The 20,493-nt window shown below is 69.9% G+C and carries 21 protein-coding genes; 6 read left to right on the top strand and 15 right to left on the bottom strand.

Translation table 11 applies throughout. From position 1 onward, the window contains the following. Window positions 1–84: 84 nt before the first annotated feature. From rpe to purH, 4 genes are all read left to right on the top strand, one after another. A complete protein-coding gene (gene rpe / locus QFZ27_RS16835) occupies window positions 85–750 on the top strand; it encodes a ribulose-phosphate 3-epimerase (RefSeq protein WP_429227529.1) in 666 nt (221 codons plus the stop codon). 3 nt (window positions 751–753) lie between these two features. Then, window positions 754–2,418 (top strand): heparinase II/III family protein, encoded by a 1,665-nt coding sequence (locus tag QFZ27_RS16830; protein ID WP_429227528.1) that lies wholly within the window; start codon window positions 754–756, stop codon window positions 2,416–2,418. Between the two features lie 8 nt (window positions 2,419–2,426). After that, a complete protein-coding gene (gene aac(3), locus QFZ27_RS16825; protein ID WP_429227527.1) occupies window positions 2,427–3,236 on the top strand; it encodes an aminoglycoside 3-N-acetyltransferase in 810 nt (269 codons plus the stop codon). Between the two features lie 62 nt (window positions 3,237–3,298). Then, complete coding sequence (purH, locus tag QFZ27_RS16820; RefSeq protein WP_429227526.1) at window positions 3,299–4,879, top strand: bifunctional phosphoribosylaminoimidazolecarboxamide formyltransferase/IMP cyclohydrolase; 1,581 nt, start codon at window positions 3,299–3,301, stop codon at window positions 4,877–4,879. Here the strand turns inward: purH and QFZ27_RS16815 are convergent. The 3 genes from QFZ27_RS16815 to htpX all read right to left on the bottom strand — a co-directional run bounded on the left by QFZ27_RS16815 (window position 4,851) and on the right by htpX (window position 8,329). Beyond that, entirely contained in the window at window positions 4,851–5,879 is a 1,029-nt protein-coding gene (locus QFZ27_RS16815) for a DUF898 family protein (protein ID WP_429227525.1), read from the bottom strand. The two genes, purH and QFZ27_RS16815, sit on opposite strands and share 29 nt — an antisense overlap. Window positions 5,880–5,959: 80 nt before the next feature. Next, a complete protein-coding gene (locus QFZ27_RS16810) occupies window positions 5,960–7,249 on the bottom strand; it encodes an MFS transporter (protein WP_429227524.1) in 1,290 nt (429 codons plus the stop codon). 204 nt (window positions 7,250–7,453) lie between these two features. Continuing rightward, window positions 7,454–8,329: a zinc metalloprotease HtpX gene (htpX, locus tag QFZ27_RS16805; protein WP_429227523.1), complete on the bottom strand. Its 876-nt coding sequence runs from the start codon at window positions 8,327–8,329 to the stop codon at window positions 7,454–7,456. A 95-nt stretch (window positions 8,330–8,424) separates the two neighbouring features. Here htpX and QFZ27_RS16800 point away from each other — a divergent pair, with 95 nt between their 5' ends. Then, window positions 8,425–8,613, top strand: a complete 189-nt coding sequence (locus tag QFZ27_RS16800) for a DUF1674 domain-containing protein (protein WP_429227522.1) — start codon at window positions 8,425–8,427, stop codon at window positions 8,611–8,613. A 36-nt stretch (window positions 8,614–8,649) separates the two neighbouring features. Here the strand turns inward: QFZ27_RS16800 and QFZ27_RS16795 are convergent, their stop codons facing one another. Both QFZ27_RS16795 and QFZ27_RS16790 read right to left on the bottom strand, forming a co-directional pair. Beyond that, window positions 8,650–9,501 carry a LysR substrate-binding domain-containing protein gene (locus QFZ27_RS16795; RefSeq protein ID WP_429227521.1) on the bottom strand — a complete coding sequence of 284 codons (852 nt, stop codon included), beginning with the start codon at window positions 9,499–9,501 and terminating at the stop codon, window positions 8,650–8,652. Window positions 9,502–9,671: 170 nt separating this feature from the next. Next, window positions 9,672–9,815 carry a hypothetical protein gene (locus QFZ27_RS16790; RefSeq protein WP_429227520.1) on the bottom strand — a complete coding sequence of 48 codons (144 nt, stop codon included), beginning with the start codon at window positions 9,813–9,815 and terminating at the stop codon, window positions 9,672–9,674. 237 nt (window positions 9,816–10,052) lie between these two features. Between QFZ27_RS16790 and QFZ27_RS16785 the strand changes: the two genes are divergently transcribed. Beyond that, window positions 10,053–11,897, top strand: a complete 1,845-nt coding sequence (locus QFZ27_RS16785) for an ABC transporter ATP-binding protein (protein WP_429227519.1) — start codon at window positions 10,053–10,055, stop codon at window positions 11,895–11,897. Window positions 11,898–11,907: 10 nt separating this feature from the next. Here the strand turns inward: QFZ27_RS16785 and QFZ27_RS16780 are convergent, their stop codons facing one another. The 10 genes from QFZ27_RS16780 to QFZ27_RS16735 all read right to left on the bottom strand — a co-directional run bounded on the left by QFZ27_RS16780 (window position 11,908) and on the right by QFZ27_RS16735 (window position 20,293). Continuing rightward, the gene (locus tag QFZ27_RS16780) at window positions 11,908–12,189 is read right to left on the bottom strand and encodes a helix-turn-helix domain-containing protein (RefSeq protein WP_429227518.1); all 282 of its coding nucleotides are present in this window, start codon (window positions 12,187–12,189) and stop codon (window positions 11,908–11,910) included. Window positions 12,190–12,199: 10 nt separating this feature from the next. Then, entirely contained in the window at window positions 12,200–12,523 is a 324-nt protein-coding gene (locus QFZ27_RS16775) for a type II toxin-antitoxin system RelE/ParE family toxin (RefSeq protein WP_429227517.1), read from the bottom strand. 47 nt (window positions 12,524–12,570) lie between these two features. Beyond that, window positions 12,571–13,464 (bottom strand): efflux RND transporter periplasmic adaptor subunit, encoded by an 894-nt coding sequence (locus QFZ27_RS16770; protein ID WP_429227516.1) that lies wholly within the window; start codon window positions 13,462–13,464, stop codon window positions 12,571–12,573. An 11-nt stretch (window positions 13,465–13,475) separates the two neighbouring features. Further along, window positions 13,476–13,673: a DUF1656 domain-containing protein gene (locus QFZ27_RS16765; RefSeq protein ID WP_429227515.1), complete on the bottom strand. Its 198-nt coding sequence runs from the start codon at window positions 13,671–13,673 to the stop codon at window positions 13,476–13,478. Further along, window positions 13,670–15,739 carry an FUSC family protein gene (locus tag QFZ27_RS16760; RefSeq protein WP_429227514.1) on the bottom strand — a complete coding sequence of 690 codons (2,070 nt, stop codon included), beginning with the start codon at window positions 15,737–15,739 and terminating at the stop codon, window positions 13,670–13,672. Before QFZ27_RS16760 ends, QFZ27_RS16765 begins: the two co-directional genes overlap by 4 nt. Before the next feature lie 18 nt (window positions 15,740–15,757). Further along, window positions 15,758–16,225 (bottom strand): MarR family winged helix-turn-helix transcriptional regulator, encoded by a 468-nt coding sequence (locus QFZ27_RS16755; protein WP_429227513.1) that lies wholly within the window; start codon window positions 16,223–16,225, stop codon window positions 15,758–15,760. 138 nt (window positions 16,226–16,363) lie between these two features. Further along, window positions 16,364–17,059, bottom strand: a complete 696-nt coding sequence (locus QFZ27_RS16750; protein WP_429227512.1) for a phosphotransferase enzyme family protein — start codon at window positions 17,057–17,059, stop codon at window positions 16,364–16,366. A gap of 113 nt (window positions 17,060–17,172) precedes the next feature. Next, window positions 17,173–18,537, bottom strand: a complete 1,365-nt coding sequence (locus tag QFZ27_RS16745; RefSeq protein ID WP_429227511.1) for an NAD(P)H-dependent oxidoreductase — start codon at window positions 18,535–18,537, stop codon at window positions 17,173–17,175. Between the two features lie 28 nt (window positions 18,538–18,565). Beyond that, window positions 18,566–18,925, bottom strand: coding sequence for a GFA family protein (locus QFZ27_RS16740; RefSeq protein ID WP_429227510.1), 360 nt, complete (start codon window positions 18,923–18,925; stop codon window positions 18,566–18,568). A 231-nt stretch (window positions 18,926–19,156) separates the two neighbouring features. Then, on the bottom strand, window positions 19,157–20,293 hold the full coding sequence (locus tag QFZ27_RS16735; protein ID WP_429227509.1) for an IS481 family transposase: 1,137 nt from the start codon (window positions 20,291–20,293) through the stop codon (window positions 19,157–19,159). Window positions 20,294–20,493 lie beyond the last annotated feature (200 nt).

The following is a 20,493-nucleotide window of genomic DNA, read 5'->3' as shown; positions in this document are numbered from 1 at the left end:
TGGTACCCCGCTCCGGCCGATCCTTTGGCCCCCGCGGCTTCGTCACGGTTGTGACGCGGTCGGCCAGTTGTTATGAGGACGATCATGGTCAAGCCGGTCGTGATCGCCCCCTCCATCCTCTCCGCCGACTTCGCCCGCCTGGGCGAGGAGGCCCGTGCCATGACCGAGTCGGGGGCCGACTGGCTCCACCTCGACATCATGGACGGGCATTTCGTGCCCAACATCACCTTCGGCCCGAGCGTGGTGAAGGCACTGCGGCCCTGCTCTGCCTTGCCCTTCGACACCCATCTGATGATCGGGCCGGCCGATCCCTACATCCCGGCCTTCGCCGAGGCGGGAGTCGACCGCATCAGCTTCCACCCCGAGGCCGGGCCGCACCCGCACCGCACCGTCCAGCTGATCCGCTCGCTCGGCAAGTCGCCGGGCGTGGTGCTGAGCCCCGGCACGCCGGTCGCCATGGTCGAGGAGTTGCTGGGCGACATCGACTTGGTGCTGGTGATGACGGTCAATCCGGGCTTCGGCGGGCAGAGCTTCATCGAGAGCCAGCTCGACAAGATCGCCCGGCTGCGCGCCCTGATCGACCAGAGCGGTCGCGACGTGCGGCTGGAGGTCGATGGCGGCATCACGCCGGAGACGGCGCCTCGCGTCATCGCCGCCGGCGCCGACACGCTGGTCGCCGGCACCGCGGCCTTCCGCGGCGGGCCCGGGGCCTATGCCGCCAACATCGCCGCGATCCGCGGCAAAAGCTGAGTGATGCGGAGCCCGCGCAGCCTCACCCGCAACGTCCAGGACCAGCTGGCGCGGTTCGCCTATTCGAACCCGCTCTACTCCGTGGCGCTCGGGCGCAAGGGGCCGCGCGACCTGCTGATGGTGCCGCCCGATCCCTGGCCGGGCGATGCCGAGCGCGGCACAGCCCTGATCGCCGGGACCTACCGGCTGGGCGGCCAGACCTATGAGGCGGCCACGGCCGCGCCGTGGGAACCGTTCGGCGCCGCCCCCGACTTCATCGCGGCGCTGCACGGCTTCGAATGGCTGCGCGACCTGCGCGCGGCCGGCGGCGACCAGGCCCGGCGCCAGGCGCGGCGGCTGATCGACCACTGGATCGAGCGCTACGACCGCTGGCATCCGCTGACCTGGCAGCCGGACATCCTGGGCCAGCGCATCGCCAGCTGGCTCGGCGCCCACGATTTCTTCTGCGCCAGCGCCGATGACGATTTCCGCACCCGCGTCTTCGCCAGCCTGTCGCGGCAGTTGCGCCACCTGACCCGCGTCGCCGACGGCGACCCGATCGACCCGCGCCAGATCCAGACCGTGCGCGGGCTGGTCTACGGCGCTGTCGCCCTGCCCCAGGGCCGGCCGCGGCTGGACCAGGCCCAGCGCATCCTCGGCAAGTGCCTGCCGCGCCAGATCCTGCCCGATGGCGGCCACATCCAGCGCAACCCGGCGGTGCACCTGACCGTGCTGCGCCAGCTGATCGACATCCGCGCCGCCTTCCGCGCCGCCCAGGCGCATGTGCCCGACGCGCTGCACCTGGCGATCGACCGGATGGCCCCGGCGCTGCGCCTGCTGCGCCATGGCGACGGCGGCTTCGCCCTGTTCAACGACGCGCAGGAGGGCGAGCCGGTGCTGATCGACGCCGTCCTGTCCCAGGCCGATTCCAAGGCCCGGGCGCCCAAGAGCGCGCGGCACAGCGGCTTCGAGCGGGCGATGGCCGGCCGCACCCTGCTGCTGCTCGACGTCGGCGCGCCGCCGCCGGCCGGCGCGGATGACGGCGCCCATGCCGGGCTGCTGTCCTTCGAGATGTCGGTCGGGCGCGAGCGCATGATCGTCAATTGCGGCGCCTGGCCCGGCCGCGGCAGTGCCGAGGACAGCGCCTGGCACACCGCGCTGCGCGGCACGCCGGCCCATTCCACGCTCAGCGTCGCCGGCCGCGATTCGGCCGAGATCCTGCGCGACGCCGGCATCGGCAAGCGGCCGCATGGCATCGAGGTCGACCGGCAGGAGACGCCGCAATCGGTGCTGATCGACGCCTGGCACGACGGCTACCGCGAGGCGCTGGGGCTGATCCACCGCCGCCGGCTGGAGCTGTCGGCCAATGGCGACGAGCTGCGCGGCGAGGACATCCTGTTCGCCGAGACCGACACCGCCCGCGGCCTGCCCTTCGCCATCCGCTTCCACCTGCACCCGGCGCTGCAGCTGTCGCCGGTGCAGGGCGGCAGCTCGGTGATCATCCGTCTGCCCGGCGGCGACGGCTGGCGGCTGCGCGGCTATGGCGGCGAGGTGGCGCTGGAGGAAGGCATCTATGCCGGCCGCGGCACCGACCGCCGCAAGACGACCCAGGTGGTGATCTGGGGCGAGGTCGGGGCGGAAAGCACCGGCGTGCAATGGATCCTGCGCCGCGAGCGCCGGCTGGCCTAGAGGCGCGATTGACTGCGCAGATCCACACCCGGCGGGCGCTGGCCGCCCAGCTTCGCCAGATCGGCCTCGGGGCCGGTGATTCGGTGATGGTGCATGCCGCCCTTCGCTCGGCCGGCCGGATCCTCGGCGGGCCCGATGCGCTGATCGACGCCCTGCACGACGTGCTCGGCCCGGGCGGCACGATCCTGGTCTACACCGACTGGAGCGACGACTATCATGACCTGCTGGACGATGACGGCACCGTCCCCGCGGAGATCCGCGACGATATCCCGCCCTTCGATCCGGCTGCGTCCCGCGCCCGCCGCGCCAACGGCGCCATCGCCGAGCTGGTGCGCACCCGGCCGGGCGCTCGGCGCAGCGCCAATCCCGGCGCCTCCTTCGCCGCGGTCGGCGGCCGGGCCGACTGGTTCACGGCCGATCATGCCCTCGACTACGGCTATGGCGAGCGCTCCCCCTTCGCCAAGCTGGTGCAGGCCCGCGGCAAGGTGCTGATGCTCGGCGCCCCGCTCGATGCGATGAGCCTGTTGCACCATGCCGAGCACCTGGCCCGGATCCCCGGCAAGCGCGTCGTCCGCTACGAGACCCCGATCCTGGTCGCGGGGCGAAAGGTCTGGCGCCGGATCGAGGAGTTCGACACTTCCGACCCCGTCGTCGACGGGCTGCCGGAAGGCTATTTCGGCACCGTGGTCGAGGATTTCCTGGCCGCGGGCGGCGGCATTCGCGGCAGCATCGGCGACGCGCCCTCGGTTCTGGTTCCGGCGGCCGAGATGACGGATTTCGCCGTCCGCTGGCTGGAAGACCGCGCCGCTTCGCGCTAGACGGGTCGACATCCCGTCCAGCCGGGTCTAAAGACGGGCCACTTCTGCCCCCGGAGCCTGCCATGACCGAAGCCGCCCTGCCGATCCGCCGCGCGCTGATCTCCGTCTCCGACAAGACCGGCATCGTCGAGTTCGCCCGGTTCCTGGCCGATCGCGGGGTCGAGATCCTGTCGACCGGCGGCTCCTACAAGGCGATGGCCGACGCCGGCATCCCGGTCAAGGAGGTGTCGGCCCATACCGGCTTCCCCGAGATCATGGACGGCCGGGTCAAGACCCTGCATCCGAAGATCCATGGCGGCCTGCTGGCCCGGCGCGACAGCGACGAGCATCTCGAGGCGATGACCGATTACGGCATCGCGCCGATCGACCTGCTGGTGTCGAACCTGTACCCGTTCGAGGCGACGATCGCGCGTGGCGCCAGCTTCGAAGACGGCATCGAGAACATCGACATCGGCGGCCCGGCGATGACCCGCGCCGCGGCCAAGAACCACGCCTTCGTCGCCGTCGTCACCTCGCCGGTCGACTACGAGCCGCTGCGGCTGGAGATCGCGGCCAATGGCGGCACGCTGGGCCCGACCCGCCGCCGCCTCGCCGCCGCCGCCTTCGCCCGCACCGCCGCCTATGACGCCGCCATCGCCGGCTGGTTCGCCGAGGTCGAGGGCGAGACCTTCCCGCCGCGCCTGTCGCTGTCCGGCAAGCTGGCGGAGACGCTGCGCTACGGCGAGAACCCGCACCAGGCCGCCGCCCTGTATCTGAGCGGCCCATCGGTGCCCGGCCCGGCCACGGCCGAACAGGTTCAGGGCAAGGAGCTGAGCTACAACAACATCCTCGACGCCGACGCGGCCTTCGAGGCGGTGTCGGAATTCACCGAGCCCGCGGTCGTCATCGTCAAGCACGCCAACCCCTGCGGCGTCGCCGTCGCCGGCTCGCTCGGCGAGGCCTATGCCAAGGCGCTGGCCTGCGACCCGATCAGCGCCTTCGGCGGCATCATCGCCGCCAACCGGCCGATCGATGCCGCCACGGCCCAGGCGATCACCGCGCTGTTCGCCGAGGTGGTGATCGCCCCGGACGTCGAGCCGGAGGCCGCCGCCGTCTTCGCCGGCAAGGCCAATCTGCGGGTGCTGAAGACCGGCGGCATGCAGGACCCGGCGCAGCGCCGCCGCATCCTGCGCAGCGTCGCCGGCGGCTTCCTGACCCAGACCCGCGACGATGCGGCGCCGGCGGCGTCGGAGCTGAAGCTGGTGACCCGCAAGGCGCCGACCCCGGCGCAGATCGAGGATTTGCTGTTCGCCACCCAGGTGGCCAAGCATGTCCGCTCCAACGCCATCGTCTTCGCCAGGGGCCGCAGCACGGTCGGCATCGGCGCCGGGCAGATGAGCCGGGTCGACAGCGTCAAGATCGCCGTGGCGAAGTCGGCCGAGGCCGCCAAGGCCGCGGGAGAGACCGGCTCGCGCATCGCCGGGTCGGTGGCGGCGTCGGAGGCGTTCTTCCCCTTCGCCGACGGCCTGCTGGCCCTGGTCGAAGCCGGCGCCACCGCAGTGATCCAGCCCGGCGGCTCGATGCGCGACCGCGAGGTGATCGACGCTGCCGACCAGGCCGGCATCGCCATGGTGTTCACCGGCCGCCGGCATTTCCGGCACTGAGGCGCGGGCCGGCGTCCAGTGCGCCGCCGATCGCCAGGGTCTCGCAGCTCGCCTTCAGCACCGTGTGGCCGAGCACGATGAAATTGATCGTCGGCGCCAGCGCCACATAGATCCCGATGCCGACGACGGAGGCCGAGTTGGCGCCCGGCCGCGGCATGCGCGTCCGCCACACCTCCAGCCATTCGATGATGGTCGGGAACAGCAGGGCGACGAAGAACACCACCGTGATGACCGTGAGCAGGATCGCCGGCCCCAGCACGTCGCCGAGGCGCAGGCGGCTGTCCAGCGTCAGCCCGGCGACGTTGATGCTGGCGGACCAGGTGCGGAACTCCCGCACCCGGTACCACACCAGCGAGATGCCCAGCGTCGGCACGGCCAGCAATAGGGTCAGCACCCAGGGCCAGATCAGCGTCGCCCCTCGCGCCTCCATGTGGAACGGCACGGTGCCGTAGCGCGTGTTGTCGACCATGGTCCGGGCCTGCCAGGTCCGCAGCAGCGGCAGGCAGATGCCGAGCGTCGCCACCGTCAGCAGCGAGTAGCCGATGGTACACAGGACGAAGCGGCCGGTCGTGCCGTCGAGGCCGAAGCGGATGCCGCGCCACAGCGTGCGCGACAGGCGGTAGCGCATGGCAAGATGGACCGCGGCGACCGCAAGCACTGCCAGGATCAGATAGACCGCCGCAAGCACCAGTTGCAGCCCCAGCCCGGAACGCACCAGCACGCTCGCCCAGCCGAGGACGAGCAACGCCAGGCCGATGGCGATCAGGAGAGCGATGGCCTTGAGGAAGCAGAAGAGCAGCTCCTGACCGGTGCCGGTGTATTCAAAGCGCTCGCCGTCGACGCTGACGGCATTCCAGACCGCCCGCCGGATCTCCGTCCGGCCCCAGAAGTTGTAGACGCCCAGCGTCATTAGCGACAGCAGCACCGTCTTCAAAAACAGAAAGCCGATCCCGAAGCGGCTGCCGTCGTAACCGACGCGCCCCGTCCCGGGGTGCCCCATCGGCAATCGACATCTGAAAATGACTCCCGAGAATTCCGACAACAGTCCTGGAGGCCGGCAGATCTGTCAAATTGTATGTATCAGCCCCGTGCCGGTTCCCGCACCGTCGCCACGATCAGCCCGCCGAGCGCGAACAGGGCGATGACCGTCGCCATGCCGGCGCGCTGGGTGGCGAAGAGGGCGGTGGCGCCGGCGAACAGCCAGGGGCCGAGGAAGCCGGTGGCGCGGCCGGTCAGGCCGTAAAGCCCAAAGGCCTCGCCCTCGCCGCCTGGCGGCGCCATCCGGCCCATCAGGGTGCGGCTGGCCGCCTGGGCCGGCCCGAGGAACAGGCCCAGCACCAGGGCGAGACCGATGAACCAATAGGGATCGGTGACCAGAATGATCGGCACGCCGAGAAGGACGAGCCCGATGATCGAGACCAGGATCGTCGGCTTCGACCCGATCGCGTCGTCGACCCAGGCGAACAGGATCGAGCCGATGCCGGAGGTGACGTTGAGCCCGATCGCGAACAGCACCAGCTGGCCGAAATCGAGCCCCAGCGCGCCCGCGGCGTAGATGCCGCCGAAGGCGAACAGCATGTTGAAGCCTTCACGGTAGATCGCGCTGCCGACCAGGAACCGCACCAGGTTGCCCTGCTCCGGCAGCGACTTGAGCGTGCGCCAGAGATCGGCCAGTCCGCGGCGGATCGCGGCCCCGATCGGGGCGCCGCCCGGCTTTTCGCGGACCAGCAGCAGGAGCGGCAGGGCGAACACAACCCACCATAGCGCCACCAGCGGCCCGGTGGCGCGCGGGCCGGCGGAGTCCACCGCCGGCAGCGGCAGCAGCGGCGCGGCGCCGCCGAAGCCGATCAGCCCGAACAGCGCGATCACCAGGCACACTAGCCCGCCGAAATAGCCGAGGCCCCAACCCCAGCCGGAGACGCGGCCGAGCATCCCCGGCGGCGCCACGTCGATCAGCAAGGCGTTGTAGAAGACGTAGGACAGCTCGAAGGCGATGGAGGCGAGGCCGACCAGCAGCATCGCCGGCACGATCCAGGACGGGTCCGGCGCCATGAACCACAGCAGCGCCGTCGGCACCACCGCCGCCGCGACGCAGCCGGCCAGCCAGGCCTTGCGCCGCCCGCCATGGTCGCCGACCGCGCCCAGCACCGGGCTGAGCAGCGCCACCACGATGCCGCCGGTGCCGACGGCGACACCCCACAGCGCCGCGCCGTGGTCGGCGTCGCCGACGATGCCCTTGGTGAAATAGACCGAGAAGACGAAGGTGCCGATGACCGTGTTGAAGGCGCTCATCGCCCAGTCGTAGAGGCACCACCCGAAGATCGGGCCTCGCGAGCTTGTGCGGGGAACGGCGGCGGCCTCGGCGGTCATGGACAATGCCTCCGATGCGCCGGAACGGATGCTTTAGATCCTCCCCCTCCCCTCGCGGGAGGGGGCAGGGGGAGGGGGGTCACGACGGGATAGCGATGCCCACAAGCATGGGACGAAGCGATGAGTCGACCAGGTCTGAAGCGCCGGTGATCTTCGCTCGACGGCCCCCTCCCCCTACCCCCGGGGAGGGGGAGAATCAAATCTTTACCCCCACGGCCCGCGGCCCTGGGCCGAGGCGACGCCCGCCATCCGCTGCAGCGCGGCGACGCGGTTGGCAGTCTTGGGGTGTGTCGAGAACAGGCTGTCGACCGCATGGGCGTGGAGCGGATTGATGATGAACATATGGGCGGTGGCGGGATTCCGCTCCGCCGCAACGTAGTCGATCCGCTTCGAGAACGCCTCGATCTTTTCCAGCGCCGAAGCCAGCCACAGCGGCCGGCCGCAGATCTCGGCCCCGACCCGGTCGGCCTCGTACTCGCGCGACCGGCTGATCGCCATCTGCACAAGCATGGCGGCCAGCGGCGCCAGGATCACGGTCAGGATCACGCCGATGAAGCCGAGCGGGTTGTTGCGGTTGTCGCCGCCGCCGAAGAACAGGCCGAAATTGGCCAGCATCGACAGCGCGCCGGCGATCGTCGCCGTGATCGTCATGATCAGCGTGTCGCGGTTGCGGACATGCGCCAGCTCATGCGCCATCACCCCCGCCACCTCCTCCGCCGACAGCCGGCTCAGCATGCCGGTGGTGGCGGCGACCGCGGCGTTCTGCGGGTTGCGGCCGGTGGCGAAGGCGTTCGGCTGGTCGGTGTCGATGATGTAGACCCGCGGCATCGGCAGCTGCGCCTGCTCGGCCAGCCGGGCGACGAGGTTGTAGAAGTCGGGCGCGGTGCGGGCATCGACCTCCCGCGCATTGTGCATGCGCAGCACCATCTTGTCGGCGTTCCAGTAGGCGAACAGGTTCATGCCCACCGCCACCAGCAGCGCGATCATCATTCCGCCCCGCCCGCCCAGCAGCCAGCCCGCTGCCATGAACAGCGCGGTGAGGGCCGCCAGCAGCATCGCCGTGCGGATATAGCCCGACATCAGGTCCTCCTTAGGTCTCGTCCCGGGATGAAATGGCCCCGGCCCGCTTCCGATCAAGCCTGGACTCCGCGGCCCCGCCTCGCCATATCCAGGCAATGAGCGAGACACAGACCCCAGCCGCCAAGCCCCTGTCGCCCGAGGAACTGGCGGAGCGCATCGACCCGCGCACCGGCGCGCCGGTCGAGATCGTGCCGCAGAAGCCGGGCGAGATCGGCGGCCCCAAGGGGCTGGAGCCGACCCGCTACGGCGACTGGGACGTCAACGGCCGCTGCTCGGATTTCTGACACCGACGGTGCCCGCCCGGCGCGTACTCTCCGCGCTCAATCCCGGGTTGCCTCGCGCGCGGCCTCCGCCATCTGCCGGCGCAGCCAGGCATGGGCCGGGTCGTCCTGCCGCCGCTCGTGCCAGATCATCGACACGGTCAAGGGCTCGATCTCGAGCGGCAGTTCGAGCACCTCGATCGGCGCGGTGGCGGCGATGCGGCGCGCCAGCCGGCGCGGCAGCGATAGGATCATGTCGCTCTCGGCCACCAGCATCGGCGCGGCGATGAAATGCGGCATCCGCAGCGCCACCCGCCGGGTCGGCCCATGCCGGGCCAACGCCACGTCGACCGGTGCCTCGCCGCGGCCGGTGATGATCATCAGCAGATGCGACAGGGCGGCGAAGCGCTCCAGCGTCAGCCCCGCCGCAATCACCGGATGGCCGCGGCGGACGGCACAGACCAGGTCCTCGTCGTACAGCGCCCGGCGGAAGAAGCCGGCCGGCAGCGTGTCGTAGACGCCGAGCGCCAGGTCGGCGGTATCCGCCGCGATCAGCTCGGCATGGTCGCCGGCCAAAGGCGGGATCTCCAGATCCAGTCCCGGCGCCAGGCGCGACAGTCGCGCCACCAAAGCAGGCATCACCAGCAGGGTGGTGTAATCCACGCCGACGATGGTGACGCGGCCGCGGGCCGTCGCCGGATCGAAGGCCGCCAGCGCCACGATCGCCCGGGCACCGTCCAGCAGCCGCGCCACCGGCTCGGCCAGGGCGGCGGCCCGCGGCGTCAGCTCCAGCCCCTGCGGCGTCCGCACCACGATCCGGTCGGCCAGCAGCCGGCGCAGCCGACCCAGCGCCCGGCTGGCGGCCGGCTGGGCCGAGGCCCTGTCGCATGGCGGCTTCTCGGCCCGCAGCATCGCCGGCTTCACCGAGATGATGCGGGGCCTCAACAGCGGCCATGTCGATTTCGCCAGCGATCCGGCAGCCGAGCCGCGCCGCGGCCGGGAACCGATCGACAGCGTCGTCGCCGCGCTGGCGCGGGCGGCCTGAGGTCGAGGGCGAGGGGCCGAGGCCCCTCGCCCGCCGATCACGTCAGCTTCGAAGGGCCACAGTCGCCGCTGCCGTAGGCCGAGCCGGCCCGGCCGAGCGCGTCATGGATGGCGTCGGCCAAGGCTGGCCGGATGCCCCATCCGGCCAGCGCCACCAGAATCGGCACGATGATGTACTTCATATCAACCACCACTTCGGATGCCGCGGCCGGACGATCCGGCCGCGCCCCTGCATCCATGGCGGCGATTCTAGAGGCTGGCGCCGGGCCGCCAGTGACCGCGCGCACAGACGAAAATGACGCGAGCCCTGCACTGAACGAATTCCTGCGTCCAATTGTCCGGTCTTTTCGCCGCCGTTTTGTCGGCGCAGGCTGTAATTCTGCCGCCCAAAGAAGAAACGCCCGCCGGAAGCCCTCCCCATGTTCCGCTTTTTTGAAGCCCGCGTGCTGCCGACCGCCACGGGCATGCCTGGCCAGCCGCCGGGCAACCTGCTGCGGTTCTACTGGTTTTTCCTGCGGCAGGTCCGCTGGTACTACGCCGCCCTGCTCGGCGCCGGGCTGACCGTCGCGCTGCTCGACGCGCTGATCCCGGTGTTCATCGGCCGGGTCGTCACCCTGCTCGGCACCGTCTCGCCCGATGCCCTCTTCGCCGACCATTGGCACCTGCTGGCCGGCATGGCGGCGGTGCTGCTGGTGTGCCGCCCCGCCGCCCTGTTCCTGCAGGCGCTGATCACCAACCAGATCATCGCCTCGGGCTTCACCAACCTGGTCCGGTGGCAGAGCCACTGGCATGTCGTGCGGCAGAGCTGGACCTTCTTCCAGAACGACTTCGCCGGCCGCATCGCCAACCGGGTGATGCAGACCGGCGTGGCCCTGCGCGACAGCACGGTGACCTCGATCGTCGCGGTCTGGTACCTGACGGTCTACGGCACCAGCGCGCTGGTGCTGCTGGCCAGCGCCGATCTGTGGCTGGCGCTGCCGACCATGGCCTGGTTCGCGATCTACATCCTGCTCCTGACCTATTTCGTGCCGCGGCTGAAGCAGCGCTCGCTGGAGATGTCGGAGGCGCGGTCGCTGCTGACCGGCCGGATCGTCGACAGCTACACCAACATCCTGACCGTGAAGCTGTTCGCCCGGGCGAAGGAGGAGGACGAGTACGTCCGCGAGGCGGTGGACGGCCACACCACGATCTTCCGCGGCCAGCTGCGGCTGATCACCCTGTTCAACCTGTGCCTGTCGACCACCAACGCGACACTGGTGGTGTCGACCGCGGCCATCGCCATCGTCCTGTGGCGCCAGGGGCAGGTGGCGCTGGGCGCCGTCGCCATGGTCCTGCCGCTGACCTGGCAGATCGTCAACATGGCCGGCTGGGTGGCGCAGCAGGTGACCACGATCTTCGAGAATATCGGCGTGGTGCAGGAGGGCATGATCTCGATCGCCAACCCGCTGCGCCTGGTCGACAAGCCGGACGCCAAGCGGCTGAAGGTGACCGCGGGCGGCATCCGCTTCGACCAGGTCAGCTTCAACTACGGCCGGCCGGGCGGCGTGATCGAGAACATGAACCTCGACATCCGCCCGGGCGAGAAGATCGGCCTGGTTGGCCGCTCCGGCGCCGGCAAGTCGACGCTGGTCAACCTGCTGCTGCGCTTCTTCGACCTCGAGCGCGGCCGCATCCTGATCGACGGCCAGGACATCGCCGGGGTGACGCAGGAGAGCCTGCGCGAGCAGATCTCGGTGGTGACCCAGGATACCTCGCTGCTGCACCGGTCGATCTTCGAGAACCTGAACTACGGCCGGCCGACCGCGACCAAGGCGGAGGTGGTGGCCGCGGCCAAGCAGGCCCATGCCCACGACTTCATCCTGGATGTCGAGGACTGGCGCGGCCGGCGCGGCTACGAGGCCCATGTCGGCGAACGTGGCGTGAAGCTGTCCGGCGGCCAGCGCCAGCGCGTGGCGATCGCCCGGGTGGTCTTGAAGAACGCGCCGATCCTGATCCTGGACGAGGCGACCTCGGCGCTCGATTCCGAGGTCGAGGCGGCGATCCAGGAGCAGCTCGAGGACCTGATGGAGGGCAAGACGGTGATCGCCATCGCCCACCGGCTGTCGACCATCGCCCGGATGGACCGGCTGGTGATCCTGGACCGCGGCCGCATCGTCGAGATCGGCAGCCACGAGGAGCTGCTCAAGGCCAACGGCCACTACGCCTCGCTGTGGCGCCGCCAGTCCGGCGGCTTCCTGGGCGAGGAGGAACAGGCGGCGGAGTAGGTGCCCTAGTTCAGGCTGCTTCGGTGATGTCGAGGCGGACCGTCAGCCCGGCGCGGCTTGCGAGATTGATCAGCGCATCCAGGCTGAAATTGCTGATCCGGCCACGCAGCAGGTCGTTCAGCCGCGGCTGCGTGATCTGGAGCCGCCGGGCGGCTTCGGCCTGGGTGACGTCCCAGCCCTGCACCTGCTGGCGGAGCGCGATCAGCAGATCCGACCGCATCGTCATGTTCGCGGATTCGGCCGCCGTGTCCTCCAGCGCATCCCAGATATTGTCGAAGCTCTGGCGTTCCATGGCAGCCCCATCAGATCTGCTGCAACCGTGCAGCAGCCAGGTCCAAATCCTTCTTCGCGGTCTGCTGCGTCTTCTTCTGAAACGCATGGAGCACGTAGACCGCCTCGCTCCGCCTGACGACGTAAATCACTCGGTACGCTCCGGCTTTGTCGCGAATGCGGATCTCGCGAACGCCAAGCCCGATCGTCTTCATCGGCTTCCAATCCGATGAGTCCAGCCGAGCTGGACTTGGCGCAGCTCGACACCGGCCTCGCGACGCGCCGTGTCCGGAAACTCCCGAAGGCGATCCTGGGAGTCTCCGAGGAAGACAACCGGCGTCGTCATGCCAAGCCACTTATATCAAAATCAGTATAGACAACGACAAGACGTGACCGGCCTCCCCTACTTCGCCGCCGCCCTTTCCTCCGCCGCCGGCAGCACCTCGACCGTGGCGGTCATGCCGGAGGCCAGCAGAACGCCGTCCGGCACCTTGTCGATGGCGATCCGGACCGGGATGCGCTGGGCCAGGCGGACCCAGCTGAAGGTCGGGTTCACGTCGACGATCTGGAAGGTCGGATTGAGCGCGATCTCGCGGTCGGCGATGGCGCGGTCGATGCTCTCGACATGGCCTTCCAGCGGCGTCGAGACGCCCATCAGCCGGATCTCGACCTTGTCGTTCGGCCGGATGCGCGGGATCTTCGTCTCCTCGAAATACCCCCGCACATGGAAGCTGTCGGAGTCGACGATCGCCATCACCTGCTTGCCCGCCGCGGCGTAGTCGCCCTGGCGCAGGATCAGCGTCGAGATGTAGCCGTTGGCCGGCGACCGGACCGTGGCGCGTTCGAGGTCCAGCTTCGCCGTGTCCAGCGCCGCCTGGTCCTGGTCCACCTCCGCCCGGGCCGCCCTGGCCGCCGATTCCGCCTGCTGCTGGGCCTCGACCGAGATGGCGTTGAGGCCGAGCTTGGCCCGGCGCGCGGCATCCGCCTCCAGCTGGTCGGCCTGCGCCATCTGGCTGTCGAGCGTGGCCTGGGCGCGCTGGATCGCCAAAGTGAAGCGGTCCGGGTCGATCACGAACAGGACATCGCCCTTGCGCACCTCCTGGTTGTTGACGACGTGCAGCTGGGTGACGAGGCCGGACACGTCCGGCGCCACCAGCACGATCTCCGCCGCCACCCGCGCGTCCCGGGTCCAGGGGCTGTCGATGTAGTACTGCCACAGCAGCACGCCGGCGGCGACGGCACCGGCCGCCATGACCAGGGTGATGACGACGCGGAGCGCGAGGGTTGCGTACTTCATATGTCTTTCCCTCACATCGTCAGCGCGACAAGGGCGGTCATGATGATCACGAGCACGGACAGGTCGAACAGCGCCGGATGCCAGATCCAGCGATAGGCGCCGATGCGCCCGAGGACGAAGCGCAGCAGCCCGGTGATGGCCAGCGCGACCAGCAGGTAGCCGAGCATCGGCGACAGGTACAGGCCGGCGAGGTCGATTTCCTTGATCATGTCGGCACAATCAGGTCGCGGATGAGGGCCGGGCCATCGGCCCGCGGCATGGCGAAGAACTCGGACTGGAAGGACAGGGTCGCCCAGATCGCGGTGACCGAGACCAGGGCGGCGACGGTGTTGCGGTCGGTGTCCAGTCCCTGCAGCGCCTCACCGGCCCGGGCCAGCGCCGCCGTCGCCTCGGGGCCGCTGGCACTGCGCCGACGCCAGGCCTGGCCGAAATGCGCGGCCAGCGCGGTCAGCGCCGCATCCACTGCCCTGGCCCCGGGCGGCGGCAGCCGGGGGGAGAGGCGGCGCAGGATCATGATGTTGTGGCCGACGCGCAGGCTGGCCAGGCTGCCGTGCAGGATCGGCCGGTCGCCGGGCGCGGCATGGTCGAGCCGCGAGAACAGCCCGTTGATGCGGTCGAACATCCGGCTCTCGAACTCGGCCTGCGACAGGTCGGTGTCCGAGGCGATGCGCGCCAGGTCGGCCATGATGCCGGTGACGAAGCGCTGCGCCATCCAGCGCACGCCGAACGGCCGGGTCAGCCGGAACAGCAGCACGGCGAGAGCGATGCCGGCCAGGGTGGCGAGGCCGTTGTTGACCGCGCCGGCGAAGTCGAGCGAGGCGCGGTCGGACAGCGACAGCATGGTCAGGAAGTTGATGCACAGCAGCAGCGCCGAGGTGCCGACCTTGGGCACCGACATCAGGCTGCCGGCCGGCACCAGCACCAGGGCCAGCGCCGCCGCCAGCATGGCGAAGCCGTCGAGCCGGGGCAGCACCAGCGCGAAATAGATCAGGTAGATGACCAAGGCGACCACCGCCATCCGCAGGAATTCCTTGGCCGGCAGTGCAGGCTCATCGGCGCCGGAGAAGAAGCCGAACACCACCACCAGGATGGTCGCGGCGGCGGCGCCGTTGGGCCAGGCGGTGAGGATCCAGAAGCTGCAGCTGACCACCAGCGCGATGCAGGCGGTGATCCCGGCCATGATGGCGGCGGCCTGGTCGCGATGCCGGCTGAGCGACGGCGCCGACCGCATGGCGCGCGGCCGGGTGCCGGCGGCGACATGGTCGCGCAGCCGGCGGCAGTCGTCGCGCAGCGTCAGCACGTCCTGCAGCCGGTCCAGCAGGATGCGCACGATCATGGCGGTCTGGCTCTGCCGCAGCTCCTCCAGCGTCGGCTGCAGCGAGTCGATCAGGCGCCGGGCGGCGCCGATGCTGTCGTCGTCATCCGGCTGGGCGGGTCCCAGCGACCGGTCCGTGATCCGCGCCACCGCCTCGAAGGCCGGGCGGATCGCCTGCCACCGCGCCGGGTCGCGGAAGCGCAGCAGCCGCCCGCGCTCCTGCATCGACACCAGCACGGCGAGGAAGGTGAACAGCCGCCCCTGCAGCTGGCGCACGACGTCGTTGGCCAGGCGGATCGCCCTTGTGTCGAACACGGCGTGGGCGCGCAGCGTCTCCAGCGCCACCGCATCGGCGATCAGCCGGGCGCGGTCCGCCTGCGGCGGCTCCTCCGTGCCTTCGGTGCGCAGGATGCCGACCGCCCATGCCGCCGTCGCCGCCAGCAGCGCCTCGATCCGGCCCAGCAGCACCGGGCCGACCGGACGCGGCAGCACGACGGCGCTGAGCACCCCGGCGCAGGAGATCGCCAGCAGGATCTCGACGCAGCGGTTGGTGGCGATGTCGAACACGGTCAGCGGCGCGGTGATTGCCGGGAAGCCGATGATCGCCGCGGTGTACCCGGCCAGCAGCGGGGCATAGGCGCCGGGCGCGTCACGCAGCATCACCGAGACGTAGATGCAGCAGCCGAACCACAGCGCGCTGGCCAGCACGAACAGCTCGCGCGCCTGGGCGAACAGGGCGACGAAGGTGACGCTGGCCAGCACCCCGGCGGCGGTGCCGAGCACGCGGTAGACGCTCTTCGACAGCATCATCCCGGTCAGCGGCTGCGACACGATGTAGACAGTCAGCATCGCCGTGCCGGGCGAGGACAGGTTCAGTTGCAGCGAGATCCAGGCGGCGAGGATCGCGGCGCAGAAGGTGCGCAGCGAGAACACGCCGTCACGCCAGGTCGGCCAGTCCATATCGCGTCCTCGACGGGCCTAGCGGCCACCCTCCGGCGCCGGCCGGCCGGCGGCGATGTTGCCCTCGATCCGGCCCAGCAGGCCGAGACAGAGCATCATATCCTCGTCGGGGACGCCAGCCAGCAGACGCTCGCGCACCTCGGCCGCGACGCCGCGGATGCCCTCGACCAGGGTGCGGCCGTCCTCGGTCAGGTGCACCGCCTTGGCGCGGCGGTCGGACTCGTCCTCGCGCCGCTCGATCAGCCCCTGGCTCTCCAGCGAATCGAGCAGCCGGACCAGCGACGGCCCCTCGATCCCGAGCGATTCCGCCAGGTCACGCTGCCGGATGCCCTCGCCGAGGCGGAAGACGTGCAGCAGCGGCTGCCAGGTGGCGTCGCTGAGCCCGTAGCGGCCCAGCGTCTCGTCGACCTCGCGCCGCCACGCCCGGGCGATGAGGAACAGGCGGAACCCGAAATCGTCCCGCGCGGTGGAAGGGGTATTGGACATGGGGAATTTATTAGGATGCTAATTATTAGACCCGCAGCGCATTTGCCGAATGCCAGCCCTCGACGAAGATCGAGTCACGGACCAGGAGGCGCCGGAGAATCCGGCATTCGGCGCGGCCCCTCGATTCACTGCCGCTCCTCAGACCGCTCGAACTTCGGCAAGCCGCTTGATTGCGTATTCGTCGTCCCAGCAGACGGCGGCTTGCCATGCGGCCGACGCTTGCGCGGCGATGTCATGTGCGCCGCCGTCGAGACCGGCGGCGTTGTGGGGCAGAACCAGGTCGAGGTCGGGGACGTCGACATGCGATTCGTCCCAGTCGATCAGCGCCACGCGATTTGCGGTCATGCGGATGTTGCGAGGATTGGGGTCGCCGTGGACGACGCATGTCCGACGTCCGATGAGCCGCGCCCACGCGGCCCGGCATCGGGCAACGCCCTCGGGCGGCATCGCGGCGAGGTCGATCTTCGTCCCGGTCTCGGCGTGCAGGAGGTCGGTCGACGATCGCCAGCCTGGGCGCTGCGGCCAGCCCTGCGTCAACCGATGCAGCCGGCGGAGCGTGTCGGCCACGCGACGCCAATCGGCCGCCGTCTCGGGCGGTCCGCCCTCCACATATGTCATCACCACCAGACCATCCGCGAACAGCCGGCCATCCGTCGTCGGGATTGGCACTGGCACGGTCAGCCCCGCACGGTCGAGGTGTTGGAGGAGCTCGGTCTCCCACGCGAGATCAGCGTCGCTCCTGGCACCGAGACGACCAACCGCGAGGTGCCCGTGGATACGCACGCTCCACACGTCATTGGCAACTCCGCCAGCGAGCGGCTCGAGGCGAGCCACGTCTGCACCCCACTGCCCGAGTGCCTCCCATCCTACTGGCGACATCTTCGACCAACCCGATTGCTGCTTGATTTTAACTTGAACGCAAGGGAACGGCAGAGGCGCATCGCGCGTCAGGCTGCAGCGACGTTCGTTGTCCCCGCCTCCATCGCCCGGCGGATGCGGACCGCCTCGGTCTCCTCGATCGCGACGTCGTCCCAGCGCACCACCTGCCCGGCCGCCACCGGCCGCAGCAGCCGGACCTTGTGGGCGAGGCCGATCGGCAGGGCGCCCGCCGCCAGCGAATCCTCCGCCCGCATGAGCCGGCCCCAGACCGTGTAGCCGCCCTCGCCGTCCAGCACCTCGCCGGCGGCAAGCGGCTTCTTGGCCACGGCGACCGCATCGGCACGGAACCCGGTCGGGCTGCCGGTCGCCTCGTGCCGCAGCGCCGCCGAGGCGACGCTCACCCCGAGCTCGAGGCCGATGAAATGCACCGTGCGGTACAGCGCGCCGTAGCGGCCGGAAGGATCGGTGGTGATCGCATATTCGCGGAAGCAGCGGCGGGTATAGGCGGCGCGTGCATCGTCGTCGCCGGCCTCGAACACCACATAGACACCCCAACGCAGGTCGTTGACCACCGGCCTTCCGTCGCGCTCCAGGCTGGTCACCACCTCGACCATGCCGCGGCGTTCGAGCACGCCGCCGGCCTCGCGCGGCCGCAGCACCCGGGCGAGGTCATGCGCCCCCGCCGGCGGGAACAGCAGGCCGTCGCGCGGCGCTGCCAGCCCCGTGGCATTGGATATCGCCGCCATCTCGATCGCCGATTTGGTGCCGTCGATGAAGGAGTTGAACATCTGCGGGTTCATGCCGCCGGTCCGCGCCTCCTCATCGGTGATGCCGAAATGGCCCCAGACCGTGTCTGGCGTCGACTGGTGATAGCTCGGCAGGTACTTGGTGCCCTTGCCGGCGGCCACCACCCGGAAGCCGCAGGTCTCGGCCCAGTCGACCATCTCGCAGACCAGCGCCGGCTGATCGCCATAGGCCAGGCTGTAGACCAGCCCTGCCTGGCGGAACTGCTCGGCCAGCCAGGCGCCGGCCAGCACATCGGCCTCGACATTCACCATGACGATGTGGCGGCCGTTCTCGGCCGACAGCAGCGCGTGGCGGATGCCGGCGGCCGGGCTGCCGGTGGCGTCGACCACGACGTCGAGCCCGTCGGCGCGGATCAGCGCCTCGGCATCCTCGGTGACATGGGTCCGCCCGGTCTTGCGGGCGTCGTCGAAGGATGAGGCCAGGGCCGCCTCGACATCCCAGCCGGTGTTGACCATCGCCTGGCGCGCCCGCTCCGCCGACAGGTCGGCCACGCCCAGCAGATGCAGGCCGATGGTGGTGCGCAGCTGCGCCAGGAACATCGAGCCGAACTTGCCGGCGCCGATCAGGCCGACCCGGACCGGGCGGCCCTCGGCAGCGCGCTGCCGCAGCTTGGTCGCGAGATTCATGAGGACCTCCCCGGCACCGTAAGAAGGATCAGTGGCTGCGGCCGTCGATCGGGATCGTGGTCACGGTCGTGAGGTCGAGGCCGTCCAGGCAGCGGACATTGATCGCGACCATCTCGGTGCCGTCCGGCTTGCGGCCGCGGGCGAAGGATTCGATGCCGCAGGTCGGGCAGAACAGGTGATGGATCACCTTCTTGTTGAACTGGTAGTCGGCCAGCCCGTCGCCGCCCGACAGCAAGGTGAAATGGTCGGGCGTGACGAAGGTCAGCATCAGGCCGCGCTTCTGGCAATGCGAGCAGTTGCAGCTCAGCACCTGCGCCAGGTCGGTCTCGGCCCGGTAGCGCACGGCGCCGCAATGGCAGCCGCCGTCATAGGACTTCGTCTCGGGCATGGGGCGTTCCTCCGGCTTTTGGATCGCCGCGAGTCACGGCGGCGTTGGGAGAGGAGGGTCGTCCGGGATGAGCGCTATGTCCACCCGCGATCGTGGTCCCAAAGTGCCATCGGCTCTACACATTGCCTCTCCCGCTTGCGGGACCTTTTCAGAATGACCCCCGGGCCATCCTGAACGCCAGCAACGACATCGACGGAAAGAAAAAAGAGTCCCCCCTCCCCTCGCGGGTGTTTAGACCGGGGAGATGGTGGACACCTGTTCGGGGACATGGTGAACATGGCTGCGATAGCACAGATCGAAGAGGCCGTCGGTGTCGGTGGCGCGCAGTGCGACGTGGCGGCCGGCGAAGGCCTTCGAGCAGTTGATCTTCTGCCCTTTGAAGCTGATCCAGCCGGTGTCCTGCACCTTGCGGATCTGGGCTTCGGGCTCGTAGTCGGGCGGGGTGATGGCCTCGGGCATTGTGCGCGGGCTCACTTGGTAGCGCTTGGAAGGCGTCTCGAGCTCGATCGCCTGGTGCGGCCGGTGGGTGTTGTAGACCTCGCGCCAGGCATCGAAGGCGGCCTGGGCCTGGGTGAGGTCCCGGAACCGGTAGCCGTCGAGCACCTCGGACTTGAGCGTGCGGTGGAAGCGCTCGTCCTTGCCTTGGGTTTGGGGATGGTAGGGCCGGCCGTGGCTCACCGCGACGCCCAGGTCGAGCAGCCAGACGGTCAGCACCGTGTACTGCGCCGACCCGCCCGTGCCCCAGGGCGGGCCATTGTCCATCAGCATCCGCCAGGGCAGGCCGTAGCGTCGGAACACCCGGACCAGTCGCTCCTGCACGGTCTCGCTCGTCTCGTTGCCGCAGGCGCCGATCTCCAGCGAATAGCGGGAGTGGTCGTCCAGCACCGTCAGCGGATGGCAGCGCCCCGCCTCCAGCGCGAAGTGGCCCTTGAAGTCCATCTGCCACAGGTCGTTCGGCGCCGCATGCTCGAACCGCACCCAGTCGCGCCGCTCCCCCGCCCGCGGACCGTCCAGCTTCCCGTGCCGCCGCAGAATCTCGGTGATCGTCGAGACCGCCGGCGGCACAAGTCCCTCCCGCTCCAGCACTCGGCGGATCTTCCGGCCGCCCCAGGCCGGATGCGCCGCACGCTCCGCCAGCACCCGCGCCTCCAGCTCCGCCGGTGTCTTCCCCGGACTGCCTCGCGGCCGACGCGACCGCTCCGCCAAGCCCTCGGCTCCTTCCTCCCGATAGCGCTCCAGCCATTTGTACCCTGCTGTCCGACCGACACCGAACCGACGGCACAGCTCCGATATGTTCGCATCCGGCCTCAGCGCCAGCCGGCAGAACTCTTCCCGTTGCGACATGCGCGAACACTCCCGAAACGGCATACGGCCTCCTTCGCCTCATGCCGTAAGTGTTCACCATGTCCCCGAACACCTGTTCACCATCTCCCCGGTCCATACACCTTCGCGGGAGGGGGGACTAGAAAGGAGCGGGTTCAGCTATTCTGAAAAGATCCCGCTTGCGGGAGAGGTCGGAGACGCGAAGCGGCTCCGGGTGAGGGCTCTTTGTCGAGGCCCGGGCCAGC

Source organism: Inquilinus ginsengisoli (assembly GCF_050434925.1).
Classification (GTDB): Bacteria; Pseudomonadota; Alphaproteobacteria; order DSM-16000; family Inquilinaceae; genus Inquilinus; species Inquilinus ginsengisoli_B.
The sequence above is the reverse complement of the archived record's forward strand: the minus strand, read 5'-3'. Positions and strand labels throughout refer to the sequence as shown.